Raw genomic sequence first — 12,651 nt, forward strand, 5'->3', positions numbered from 1 at the left:
AAAATTCAAAAATTTAGGTTAACACCTAACACCTAACACCTAACACCTAATAACCAATAACTAATACAATATCGTAAACTTCATATCCAGCGGGTTGAAGAATTTGAGTAGATCGTTTATGAGCTCGTCACCGTATTTCACATAGAGTAATCCAAAATTCTCCACCCGCTCTTGAAGTCCACCATTTGGAAAAAATTTCTCCTTTATTTTGTCTATCTGTGATACAGCGTCTTCAAAGTTCAGTTTATCTGCTTTAACAAATTTCTTTTCGAGGTTATTGATTGCTTTACATAACCTGGTTTTTATAGCCTCTGCACTGGGACGTAAGGTAGGATCAATCTTAGTGGCTCTTTCTTTAATACGTTCAAATATAGCTTCCATCTCAAGCCACTCATCATTTAAATTAAGGCGATGTTTTGAATGTATACGTACATATTCTCTTTTTAACTCGTTTGCGTCGCGAAAGAGACTTTTAAATGTTAAATTGAGCCTAAAAATTTTATAGTCGAGATGCTCATTAGATACGATTGCAGAGTTACGAGGAAGTAGAATGGGAAAGTCCACCTTATAATGATCGAAATTACTCTTTAATTGCAACCAGTACACAATTTCTGCACCGCCGCCGATATAACAGAGATTAGGCAAAACAACTTCCTGATAGAGCGGCCGCATCACCACGTTTGGGCTGAAACGCTCAGGGTGGTTTTCAATTTCTTTTACTAATTCTTCCTTTGAGAAAAATAAATTATGGTGCAATACCTCAAAATCGCCTGATGTTGTTTGAACGATCCGTTCCCGGTACTCTTCCGTCAAGTAAAAAAAATTAATCTCTCGGGCATGAACTTGCGTTTCGAAACCAGCTTTCTCTAAGGCTTCCGTTGTACGTGTAATATTGTGGTAACTACGTTGTTCTAGAATATCTTCTTTGATATAGGGAGCGAAAAGCGTTTTTAAGTCGCGATGATCAGCATCCATTACAACCAGCCCGTGTTTTCCGAACAAACCGTTCACTAAATAGCGGGTAGCGTCAGCCAAGTTGGTATGTTGCAAGTACGCTTCTTCAACCAGCCTGGCTAGCTTATCTGAATTGTGACTTAAGCCAAGTAATTTTTGGTATTTCTTCACGGTACGTGCCATGGATAGTGTTTCCATTCGACCCGTGGCAGCCTGAGCAGGGATGTCCCATTTAATCAATTCGCCCTGCAATTGGGTGTGGTTAATCTCAGCGAAGTCGTGGTCTTCTGTCGCCATCCAATAAATAGGAACAAAATGGTAGTCAGGGAACTTTTCTTTTAATTGCTTGCACAACTTGATCGTACTGACAATTTTGAAGATAAAGTACAAAGGACCGGTGAAAATGTTTAGCTGATGTCCGGTGGTTATCGTAAAAGTGTTCGCTTCTTCCAGTAGGTTGATGTTGTTTTTAACTTCTAATGGAAGATTGTGGAAAGCGCTATATTGATCTCTGAGTGTATTTACCAATACCTTGCGGTTAGTCCGATTCGCTTTCTTCTGATTAATTTGCTTTTCAAAACCAGCAATATCCGGACTGTTGCCCAAGAAGGGTGTTAGTTTTTTATCTTGTGCTATATACGCTAAGAGCGTTTCGGAAAAACTATTGGTATCGCTGTAATTAATATAACTTGCTTTCATGTTTTATATAGGCTTTCAGCAATCAGCCGTCGGCAATCACATAATATAGCTACAATAATAACTTATAAAACCGATTGTTTTCGTCCTTTTATCGTCAATTTAATAAATCCTTAGGATTTGACGGTTCCGTAAAGATCAAAGTCCTCAGCTCTATCGATGTGAACATCAACAAATCTCCCCACAGCCGCATAATTGTTATTTGCTGCAATCAATACTTCGTTGTCTACTTCCGGCGAGTCATATTCTGTGCGGCCAATGAAATATCCCTCTTCTACTCGGTCGATCAGGACCTTATACGTATTTCCGACTTTCTCTTGGTTAATTTCGTAAGATATACCCTGTTGAATTTCCATAATTTGCTCCACTCGCGATTCCTTTTCTTCCTGAGGTACATCATCAACTAAAGAGAAAGCATGCGTTTTTTCCTCATGAGAGTAGGTAAAGCAGCCTAAACGATCGAATCGAGTACGTTCGACCCATTCCATCATTTCAGCAAAATCTTGTTCTGTTTCTCCCGGGTAGCCACAGATTAACGTGGTACGAAGCGCAATATTCGGTACTTTGTCGCGAATTGCATTTACCAAGTCGATCGTTTTTTGTTTGGTAATTCCCCTGCGCATGGATTTTAGCATATTATCAGCAATGTGTTGCAAAGGCATATCTAAGTAATTGCAAATATTTTGCCTTTCATTCATCACATCCAATACATCCATCGGAAAACCTGACGGATAGGCGTATTGCAAACGTATCCATTCAATACCTTCCACATCGGATAAGTTTCTTAAGAGATCCGCTAAGTTTCTTTTTCCGTATAAGTCCAAACCATAATAGGTCAAATCTTGCGCGATTAGTATAAGCTCTTTTGTGCCGTTTTTTGCCAGGTGTTTCGCTTCGCTAACTAAATCCTCGATGGGTTTCGATATATGTTTTCCACGCATTAAAGGAATAGCACAAAAGGAGCAGGGGCGATTACAACCTTCGGCGATTTTAAAATAGGCATAATGCGAAGGGGTTGTTAACATCCGCTCACCCAATAGCTCGTGCTTATAATCGGCGCCTACACTTGCTAATAGCTGCTGTAAATCGTTGGTTCCGAAATAGGCATCCACATTCGGGATTTCCGTTTCCAGTTCAGGTTTATACCGTTCTGACAAGCAGCCCGTTACAATCACTTTTTCCAGCTTGCCTTCTTCCTTCAACGCACTGTATTGCAGAATGGTATCGATAGATTCTTGTTTGGCATTATCGATAAATCCACAAGTATTGATAACGACAATGTCGTTTTTAGAAATATTATTAGCCTCATGCACAACTTCCATCTGATTACTACGAAGTTGCCCCATAAGCACTTCACTATCGTGAATGTTTTTTGAACAACCCAGTGTGATGACATTGACACGTGGTTTTGATGTTAAGTTGTTTATTTTTTTTGTTCTCATTCTTCTACTATCCCTATTTAAAAAGGGAATCCACAAATTCTTTTTTATTAAATAATTGCAAATCGTTTATTCCTTCGCCGACACCGATGTATTTTACCGGTATTTTAAATTGATCCGAAATCCCGATGACAACGCCGCCTTTGGCAGTTCCATCAAGTTTTGTCAATGCTAATGCGTTGACATCAGTTGCTTGGGTAAATTGTTTGCATTGTTCGATGGCATTTTGCCCGGTGGATGCGTCAAGTACAAGTAGTATTTCGTGCGGTGCACCCGGTACCACTTTTTTCATCACGTTTTTGATCTTCGTCAGCTCATTCATTAAGGCAAGCTTATTATGCAAACGCCCGGCAGTATCAATAATAGCGACATCCTCTTGATTTGCTACCGCTGATTGGATGGTGTCAAAAGCCACGGAAGCGGGATCAGAGCCCATGGCCTGTGCAACGACGCGAACGCCCACTCTTTCTCCCCACAGTTTTATTTGATCGACTGCGGCCGCCCTAAAGGTATCGGCAGCACCCAAGACGACCTTATTCCCTGCTTGTTTCAGTTTATGTGCGAGTTTTCCAATGGTTGTAGTTTTACCAACACCATTTACACCAACAACCATAATAACATAAGGCTTATGGTTGCCGTATTCAAAATTCTCGAAATCGTTGCTGTTGTTTTCGGCTAATAACTCTTGTATTTCTTCCCGTAGAATTCCGTTTAGTTCCGAAGTATTGATGTATTTATCGCGGGCTACCCGGTCTTCAATGCGCTCGATTATTTTCAAGGTGGTGGTAACACCTACATCTGAGGTAACTAGCACTTCTTCCAGATCGTCCAATACTTCTTCATCAACGGTTGATTTCCCTACCACTGCTTTTGTGATTTTCGTAAAGAAACCCTCCTTGGTTTTTTCTAAGCCTTTATCCAGCGCTTCCTGCGCTTCCGGGGTCTGCTCTTTCTTCTTGAAAAAATCGAATAATCCCATAATATTAAGATGCCAGAATCTAGTTTTTGTTGGTAAAGGTACTAAATTGACCGTAATTTATTGTTTGCTCAGTATCAAGATCTCAGCTTTCCGCTAAATGGTGATGACGTGCCGGCCAATAGCCCATCATTGATAAAGGACGGTAACAAAAAAAGCCCTTCCAATATGTTATCGGAACGGCTTTTTTATTTCTCAACTTAATAAATTAAGCGTTGCTTTCGGCAACAATCTCTTTTGCAGCTTCCACTGCATCCTTGATATGATCGTTGTGAGCAATTAATTCTTTAAAAGTATAAGCACCTGTTTTCGGTGATCTAACCGCAGTAATTACTTTCGTGTAATCTTTACCTTTACCGGTTTTAAGGGTTGCAACGGTTTTCTTAGCCATTTTCTTTTATTTTTATGCTCTTTCGAGCTGTTGTTATCAAAGATTTATTTAATCTCTTTATGAACGGTTACTTTTTTAAGTACAGGGTTGTATTTTTTCAACTCTAAGCGTTCAGTAGTGTTTTTCTTATTCTTGGTGGAAATATAACGAGACATTCCCGGTAAACCACTTTCTTTATGTTCAGTGCACTCTAAGATTACTTGAACTCTATTACCTTTTTTAGCCATTGTTATTTGTCTTAATGCCGCAATTCTGCGGGATATTTTTTAACAGGATCGATAGATCACTATGCGTGATAACGTAGGAACTAAACGTATCCTTTTTTTATGAACTTATTAATAACTGCAGTAATACCATTTTTGTTGATGGTTTTGATTGCAGAAGTTGAAACTTTCAACGTAATCCAACGGTTTTCTTCCGGGATAAAGAACCTTTTAGTTTGAAGGTTTGGGTAAAATTTACGTTTGGTTTTAACGTTTGAGTTAGAAACGTTATATCCATTCATTGCTGCTTTACCGGTTAAATCACAAATTCTTGACATGACTATATGATGTTCGTTCTATTTTAAAAAACAATTTTCTCAAAGAGTTTGCAAATATCTGAAAATGTTTTTTCTTATGCAAGTGTTTTTTAAAGGATTATAAAAAAAGCAGTTCATCATTGCCACCGTCCAAATAGATGATTGCATTAGGATATGAAGAGATTCGTCGGCTACCCGTATTTTATAGGTATTAGCACCATAGCTATCATACGGTAACGTGAAGTTATTGAATAAAATCCAAATATTCAACAGATTGATAATGTCGCCTGCTAACTATTTTCTGCCTTACATAAAAAGATACATAAATAATCGCTATGAAGTTCAGTAATCGAACAACACGATCCTGTTTACGCCGATAAATTCTAAACAAAAAAACGCTTACTGAAAGTAATTATTTCCGGTATTATTATTACTTTGCGAAAGGGCAATGCCTAGGAAATAAAACCTTATTTTAAACCATTATTGAATTATGAACGAACCGTTATCGGTTAAACCGACTACTACCAAAGGCTTATGGAAAGTTATTGGAGCCTCTTCACTGGGAACACTTATCGAATGGTATGATTTTTACATCTTTGGCAGTTTGGCCGTTATTATCTCGACGAAATTTTTTCCGGCAGATAATCCAACGGCGGCTTTCCTATCGACATTAGCGACCTTTGCAGCGGGGTTTGTTGTCAGACCTTTCGGGGCTCTCTTTTTTGGTAGGTTAGGCGATATGATCGGTAGGAAGTATACCTTTATGGTAACACTGCTGGTGATGGGCTTATCGACCGTGGCTATTGGATTAATCCCCGAATATAAAACCATTGGATTTTTAGCCCCCATTTTAATTTTACTACTTAGACTTTTACAGGGTTTGGCACTTGGCGGTGAGTATGGTGGAGCAGCTACTTATGTCGCGGAACATGCCGAGCCACATCGGAGGGGAGAAAGGACATCCTGGATACAGACAACAGCTTCTTTCGGCTTATTTATTTCCCTTGCTGTTATTTTGCTAACCCGCAAATGCATGTCCAATGAAGCGTTTATGGACTGGGGCTGGCGGATACCCTTTTTGATCTCGATATTAATGGTTATTGTGAGCTACTTTATCCGAAAGAATATGGATGAATCGCCCTTATTCAAAAAGGTAAAGGCGGAAGGTAAAACTTCTAAAAACCCACTTAAAGAGTCTTTTGGTCACCGATACAACTTTAAATTTGTGCTTTTGGCGCTGTTTGGAGCAGCGATGGGGCAGGGTGTGGTATTTTATACCGGACAATTTTATACACTTTCATTTTTGCAAAGAGTTTGCCACGTCGATTTTGACCAAACAAACTATATATTAGGTATCGCTATTTTTTTAGGTACAGGACTCTTTATCTTTTTTGGTTGGTTATCCGATAAAATTGGTCGAAAGATTGTAATGATGACCGGGATGCTACTGGCTATTCTTACCTATCGGCCAATTTTCGATAAATTGTATCAGTTAGCAGATGTAGGAGAAAAAAAGGAACAAATAGATGCGTTGAAAAATACAATGAAGAGAGAGCCTGTACCGGATGGGGATTTCGGCGCAAAAGAGAGGTTGGTTACTACAATACACAGAGTGTATGAGGATGGCACACAGAAGGATGAAATTAGCAGACAGTACGTGGATCCTATCGATGGCCATATTATTCATCGAGAGGATGTTGTTTCTATTAAATTGGTCACAAAGGATATGTGGATAGCGATTGGACTCATATTTTTGCAGGTTTTATATGTTACCATGGTATATGGTCCAATCGCTGCCTTTTTGGTGGAGATGTTTCCTGTAAAAATCCGCTATACCTCCATGTCTTTACCTTATCATATAGGAAATGGTGTTTTTGGTGGATTGATGCCTACTGTCGCGACTTATCTGGTTGCGAAAGCTCAATCTGCTAACGATGCTGCGCAGGCAGCCGGAAAAGCATTGCCTTTTGACAAACCGTATTTAGAAGGACTTTGGTATCCTATTATTATCATAGGAGTGAGCTTCCTTATTGGGATTGTCTATTTATCGAATAAAAAGACCGAGTAGTTGTTTTTGTTAATCTAATTAGCTATGCGTTACATAAAAAAATATTTAGGTGTTCTTTGGATCGTGCTTGCCGTTGTTTCGGGCTATTATTTAATAGTAAGTCAGGCTATCCCCCAATTTCAAAGTGAAAAACCCGAAGACTTGGTGCCGGCGATTGTTTATACCTTTGTGTTAATGCCGATTATAAGTGGTGGATTGCTTGTGTTCGGATGGTACGCCTTACTCGGAGAGTACGACGATTAGTCGGCTCGTTTTTCCCTTTTCTGTTATTTCAAAATGTGCTTGGCTGAATATAAATAATAATTGGCCGAATCGGATAACTGCTTGATTAAATTGTACATAGTCCCTTGGAAAGGGCAACAAAGATTATTAACTTGGGTGCAAAAAATCAAATATATTTAAAAAGCTAACCGTTTAGAATGCAAAAGGTAGTTCCTGATTCTTTCCATTCTAATCACGCACTAAGGGAATAAACGATAAACTAAACTAAATTAATAACCAATGAATTTAAAAGTTAGGTCATTTGAGGATTACAAGGAAACGTACAAAAAGAGCGTCGAGCGGCCGGAGGAATTTTGGTCAGGCATAGCAGAAGAGTTTAAATGGCGTAAAAAGTGGGATAAAGTATTAAGCTGGGATTTTAAAGGTCCGGATGTTAGGTGGTTTGAAGGTGGGAAATTGAATATTACCGAGAACTGTTTGGATCGTCATATCCAAGAGTTGGGAGATAAACCCGCTATTATTTGGGAACCGAACGATCCGAACGAAAATTATCGTATATTAAGTTATAAACAATTACTTTTCAATGTTGAGCAGTTTGCCAACGTATTAAAAAACAACGACATTGTTAAGGGCGATCGCGTCTGTATCTACCTCCCTATGGTGCCTGAGCTAGCAATTGCCGTATTGGCGTGTGCTCGTATTGGAGCAGTTCATTCGGTTGTTTTTGGTGGATTTTCTGCTCAATCTATTGCTGATCGGATCAATGATGCGCAATGTAAATTGGTGATTACCGCAGATGGCAGTTTTAGAGGCACAAAAGTAATTGAGTTAAAAGATATTGTAGATGATGCCTTGGGACAATGTAAATCAGTGGAAAGAGTGATCGTTCTGACGCGAACACGCACGCCCGTTTCGATGATAAAAGGCCGTGATGTATGGTGGGAAGACGAGATTAAAAAAGTGGAGACACAGGGCAACCCCCATTTTCCGGCAGAGGAGATGGATGCAGAAGATATGTTGTTCATATTGTATACATCCGGTTCAACGGGAAGCCCGAAAGGGGTGGTACATACATGCGGCGGCTATATGGTTTATACCGGCTATACTTTTGCAAATACTTTTCAGTATGAAAGGGGAGACGTGTATTTCTGTACGGCGGACATAGGCTGGATTACCGGACACTCCTATATCGTGTATGGCCCTTTGTCGCAGGGTGCCACCTCCTTAATGTTTGAGGGAATTCCCACCTATCCGGATGCGGGACGTCTTTGGGATATTGTTGAAAAGCACAGGGTTAATATTGTATACACGGCGCCAACTGCTATCCGTTCATTGATGGGTTTCGGAGACGAATATGTGGAGGGTAAAGACCTGAGCAGCATTAAAACCCTGGGATCGGTCGGTGAGCCCATTAATGAAGAAGCCTGGAAATGGTTCGATGAAAAAGTAGGTCATGGAAAAGCGCCTATCGTAGATACCTATTGGCAAACGGAGACGGGAGGTTTTATTATTAGTCCGATCGCAGGAATTACACCAACGGTACCGAGTTACGCCATGTTTCCGCAACCGGGTATACAATTGGCCTTAATGGACGAAAATGGGAGGGAAATAGAAGGGAATGATGTTAGCGGTAATCTATGCGTTAAATTCCCTTGGCCGGGCATGTTGCGAACAACATACGGCGATCATGAACGTTGTAGAAAAACCTATTTTGCTACTTACGAAAATATGTACTTTACAGGGGATGGTTGTTTGCGGGATAAGGATGGGTACTACCGTATTACCGGCCGTGTGGATGACGTACTGAATGTTTCGGGACATCGTATCGGAACGGCGGAGGTAGAAGATGCCATAAACCGTCACAGCGATGTAGTGGAATCAGCCGTTGTGGGGTATCCGCATGCAATTAAAGGACAAGGAATATATGCCTTTGTCGTTGCAGGAGATCATTTAAAAGATGCTGATTTAATGCGGGGAGATATTAATAAAACCGTTTCCCGTATCATTGGAGCCATCGCTAAACCGGAAAAAATCCAGTTTGTTACCGGGTTGCCAAAGACCAGATCAGGGAAGATCATGCGACGGATCCTTCGCAAAATTGCGGAAGGTGACACTTCAAATCTCGGTGATACGACTACTTTGTTAGATCCGGAAGTAGTTGAAGAAATAAAGAAAGGTGCGGAAGCCTTACGTGGATAGGTCAATAACCGTATTTTTAAGCAACGACTTTTGAAGTTGCTAAAACAATTTGTTTCTATGCTTGTTTAACTAGAAAAGAATAAAATTATTTACTTATTAAAAACTAGTCGAAATGAGCAATTTGAAGCTAAAAGGAATGTGGAACGAAGTTAAGGGTAAAGCAAAACAGGCTTATGCCGATTTAACCGATGATGATTTATTGTATGAAGAGGGGAAAGAAGATGAGTTAATAGGACGTTTGCAGAAGAAGACCGGAAAAACAAGAGATCAGGTGGTGGATTGGTTGAATAACCTGTAGGCTTTACGTTCAGTACTTTAAATAAGAGAGAGGATGGCAATAGATGTCATCCTCTCTTGTTATATATAGCCAGATGTTGGATTCCGTATTCGTTCCTAATAAAGGAACTATTTTTTTAATCAACTTTTTCTTGGCAAAAAGTTGAACAAAAGCCAAGGCTATGTAGGCTACCTTGCAACTGATTGCAAAAGCATTTACGGCGCATATTGGAGCCGTTTCACTTCCTCAATCCGCTTGGATATTGCAAGGTGAACGATTGTGCACATGCTTTGCTGCTCGTTGCGTCGGTATCCTCCAAGGTCATTCTTCCGGCACACAGGGGCACATTCCGCTAAAGATAATACGTCCGATTAAACGTAAAAGCTCTTTAAATATCGCCTAGAAATTTGCGGCTTGCATGTTGATGCACTCCCGCAACGAATAAAAGTGACTAAAAAAATAGTTCATTTTACCTTATTATGAGATCGGCAAAATCTGGAATCAACCAGCTTTGGTTATATTTATAAACCAAGGTTTAGTATCTTCGCAACATGACAAAGCAAAAGCCAACAATATTGGTAGTAAACGATGATGGGATTACGGCACCCGGCATTAAGGTGTTAATGGAAGAAATGCAAATGTTGGGAAAGGTAACAGTTGTTGCGCCTGAAAGCCCTCAGTCGGGAATGGGACATGCCATAACCATAGGTAAACCACTCCGTGTTGATCCGGTAAATATATATCCTCATGTTGAGATGTATCGATGCTCTGGAACGCCCGTAGACTGTGTGAAGTTAGCGGTCAACAAGATTTTCAAAGGACGTAAGCCGGATCTTTGTGTATCAGGTATTAACCATGGACTAAATAATTCAATCAACGTATTATATAGCGGAACCATGTCAGCAGCCGTTGAGGGCGCTATAGAAGGTATACCGTCTGTCGGGTTTTCTTATGACGATCATAATTTAGATGCCGATTTTGAAAATTGCAGGCCATTTGTACGGGAAATTGCAAGTCAAGTCTTAAAGAACGGGCTTCAGTTGGGAACGTTGTTGAATGTAAATTTTCCTCAAGGCGCGATTAAAGGAGTGAAGGTATGTAGACAAGCTGATGCAAAATGGGCGGAGGAATTTGAAGAACGTATCGATCCCTATCATCGGCCGTATTATTGGCTTACCGGTAAGTTCGTGTTGAACGATAGGGGAGAAGATACGGACGTATGGGCGCTGAAGCATAACTTTGCGTCTTTGGTACCTGTGCAATTTGATATGACTGCGCACCATGCTATCCCTCAACTGAATTCGTGGTCGTTTGATGTGTAGCTTTGTTGAAGTTAAACAGTTGAGCTATTAATGAGCTATTAAGTAGGACAATAGTTGAGGAGTTCATGAGCCAATGTGATGATGGGCCGATGGACCCGTAGCCATAACTGAGACTGACTAACGAGCAGCTGATAGCTGAATAAATATGTTAAAAAAGAATAACCCACTGCTTGGCATTTTGTTAGGTGCTATTGCTCCTTTAATTGCTTTTTTATTTAATGAATATACAAGCTTAGGTAGTAAATTTGCAGACAAACCGCTGACATTGTATGCCATTGCGGGGGCAGTAAATTTACTTATAGTCAGGTATTGTTATAAACAGCAGGCCTCGAAAACAGGTGGAAGTGTTATGGGGATCACCTTTATTGGTTTGATATTGATTTTATATTTCAAAGGTGGCATAAAGGTTTAAATAGGATACACGATTGATATGAAATATTATATTATCGCGGGCGAGAGCTCCGGTGATTTACATGGAGCTAATCTGATCCGCGAATTAGCGAAACAACAGGGCTCAGATGTCCAATTTAGGGTTGTGGGGGGAGATCGTATGGAGCAAGCGAGCCAACAAAAAGCCGTTTTACATGTGCGGGACATGTCCTTTATGGGTTTTGTTGAAGTGTTGTTGAACTTAAAAAGTATTCTTAAAAACTTAAAAATTGTTAAAAAAGACCTCCTCGCATACCGTCCTGACGCCTTGGTTCTGATTGATTTTCCCGGATTTAATTTGAAGATCGCGTCCTTTGCTAAGCAACATAATATAAAGGTTTTCTATTATATCTCGCCGAAAGTTTGGGCCTGGAATACAGGTAGGGTAAAAAAGATCAAACGTATCGTTGATCATATGTTCTGTATCCTCCCTTTTGAAGTCGATTTCTATAAACACTGGAATATGCACGTTGATTATGTAGGGAATCCGCTATTAGATGCGGTCACCTTACATCATCCGGACACGACATTTAAAGCGCGTTATGGATTGGAAGGTAAAAAAATAATTGCACTGCTACCTGGAAGTAGAAAAATGGAGATAAGCAAGCTACTTCCTGAAATGGTGAAGCTCGCTAAACTTTTTCCGGGGCACCAATTTGTAATAGCGGGTGCCCCTAACTTAAATACTCATTTTTACAGGCAATTTCTAGATAATGATAATATACCGCTCGTTTTCGGACAGACATATGATTTATTGCAGCATGCAGAAGCAGCAGTTGTTGCCAGTGGAACGGCGACGTTAGAAACGGCTCTGCTAAACGTTCCGCAAGTTGTTGTATATAAAGCAAATGCGTTGTCCATCGCCATCGGGCGGATGGTGATCAAAGTCGATTATATTTCTTTGGTTAATCTGATCATGAATAAAGAGATCGTTAAAGAATTGATACAAAAGGAAGCTAATCATCATACCATTGCCGAAGAGTTGGATCAATTACTGAACAATAAGGCTTATCGGGAAGAGATGCTTGCGCAATACAAGTCGCTGCATGAACGGATGGGCCTGCCTGGCGCATCACCAAAAGTAGCACAGCACATATTGCGATATCTTCAGCAAGGCACACCTAAGAGGGATTCTCATTAAAATTCACGATTTTTAAC

13 protein-coding genes are annotated in these 12,651 nt (G+C 40.2%); 7 read left to right on the forward strand and 6 right to left on the reverse strand.

Going from position 1 to position 12,651, the window contains the following annotated elements; genetic code table 11:
* Positions 1–60: 60 nt before the first annotated feature.
* From bshC to rpmB, 6 genes are all read right to left on the reverse strand, one after another.
* On the reverse strand, positions 61–1,653 hold the full coding sequence (gene bshC / locus E0E36_RS14005) for a bacillithiol biosynthesis cysteine-adding enzyme BshC (protein WP_130856475.1): 1,593 nt from the start codon (positions 1,651–1,653) through the stop codon (positions 61–63).
* Positions 1,654–1,763: 110 nt separating this feature from the next.
* Positions 1,764–3,092: a 30S ribosomal protein S12 methylthiotransferase RimO gene (gene rimO / locus E0E36_RS14010; protein WP_130856476.1), complete on the reverse strand. Its 1,329-nt coding sequence runs from the start codon at positions 3,090–3,092 to the stop codon at positions 1,764–1,766.
* A gap of 13 nt (positions 3,093–3,105) precedes the next feature.
* On the reverse strand, positions 3,106–4,068 hold the full coding sequence (ftsY, locus tag E0E36_RS14015) for a signal recognition particle-docking protein FtsY (protein ID WP_013668371.1): 963 nt from the start codon (positions 4,066–4,068) through the stop codon (positions 3,106–3,108).
* A gap of 205 nt (positions 4,069–4,273) precedes the next feature.
* Positions 4,274–4,456: a DUF4295 domain-containing protein gene (locus tag E0E36_RS14020; protein WP_013668370.1), complete on the reverse strand. Its 183-nt coding sequence runs from the start codon at positions 4,454–4,456 to the stop codon at positions 4,274–4,276.
* Between the two features lie 44 nt (positions 4,457–4,500).
* Complete coding sequence (rpmG, locus tag E0E36_RS14025; protein ID WP_013668369.1) at positions 4,501–4,683, reverse strand: 50S ribosomal protein L33; 183 nt, start codon at positions 4,681–4,683, stop codon at positions 4,501–4,503.
* An 80-nt stretch (positions 4,684–4,763) separates the two neighbouring features.
* Positions 4,764–4,997 carry a 50S ribosomal protein L28 gene (rpmB, locus tag E0E36_RS14030; protein ID WP_013668368.1) on the reverse strand — a complete coding sequence of 78 codons (234 nt, stop codon included), beginning with the start codon at positions 4,995–4,997 and terminating at the stop codon, positions 4,764–4,766.
* Positions 4,998–5,466: 469 nt separating this feature from the next.
* On the opposite strand from rpmB, the gene E0E36_RS14035 reads away from it, so the two are divergent.
* The 7 genes from E0E36_RS14035 to lpxB all read left to right on the forward strand — a co-directional run bounded on the left by E0E36_RS14035 (position 5,467) and on the right by lpxB (position 12,634).
* Positions 5,467–7,044 (forward strand): MFS transporter, encoded by a 1,578-nt coding sequence (locus tag E0E36_RS14035; RefSeq protein WP_130856477.1) that lies wholly within the window; start codon positions 5,467–5,469, stop codon positions 7,042–7,044.
* Positions 7,045–7,068: 24 nt separating this feature from the next.
* Positions 7,069–7,287, forward strand: coding sequence for a DUF6814 family protein (locus E0E36_RS14040; protein WP_130856478.1), 219 nt, complete (start codon positions 7,069–7,071; stop codon positions 7,285–7,287).
* Between the two features lie 258 nt (positions 7,288–7,545).
* Positions 7,546–9,465: an acetate--CoA ligase gene (gene acs / locus E0E36_RS14045; protein ID WP_013668365.1), complete on the forward strand. Its 1,920-nt coding sequence runs from the start codon at positions 7,546–7,548 to the stop codon at positions 9,463–9,465.
* A 112-nt stretch (positions 9,466–9,577) separates the two neighbouring features.
* Positions 9,578–9,763: a CsbD family protein gene (locus tag E0E36_RS14050; RefSeq protein ID WP_013668364.1), complete on the forward strand. Its 186-nt coding sequence runs from the start codon at positions 9,578–9,580 to the stop codon at positions 9,761–9,763.
* Between the two features lie 530 nt (positions 9,764–10,293).
* The gene (gene surE / locus E0E36_RS14055; protein ID WP_013668363.1) at positions 10,294–11,064 is read left to right on the forward strand and encodes a 5'/3'-nucleotidase SurE; all 771 of its coding nucleotides are present in this window, start codon (positions 10,294–10,296) and stop codon (positions 11,062–11,064) included.
* A gap of 145 nt (positions 11,065–11,209) precedes the next feature.
* On the forward strand, positions 11,210–11,476 hold the full coding sequence (locus E0E36_RS14060; protein WP_013668362.1) for a hypothetical protein: 267 nt from the start codon (positions 11,210–11,212) through the stop codon (positions 11,474–11,476).
* A gap of 18 nt (positions 11,477–11,494) precedes the next feature.
* Entirely contained in the window at positions 11,495–12,634 is a 1,140-nt protein-coding gene (lpxB, locus tag E0E36_RS14065) for a lipid-A-disaccharide synthase (RefSeq protein WP_130856479.1), read from the forward strand.
* The last annotated feature ends 17 nt before the right edge of the window (positions 12,635–12,651 follow it).

It is taken from the genome of Olivibacter jilunii, from assembly GCF_900607235.1.
In the GTDB taxonomy this organism is placed as follows: domain Bacteria; phylum Bacteroidota; class Bacteroidia; order Sphingobacteriales; family Sphingobacteriaceae; genus Olivibacter; species Olivibacter oleidegradans.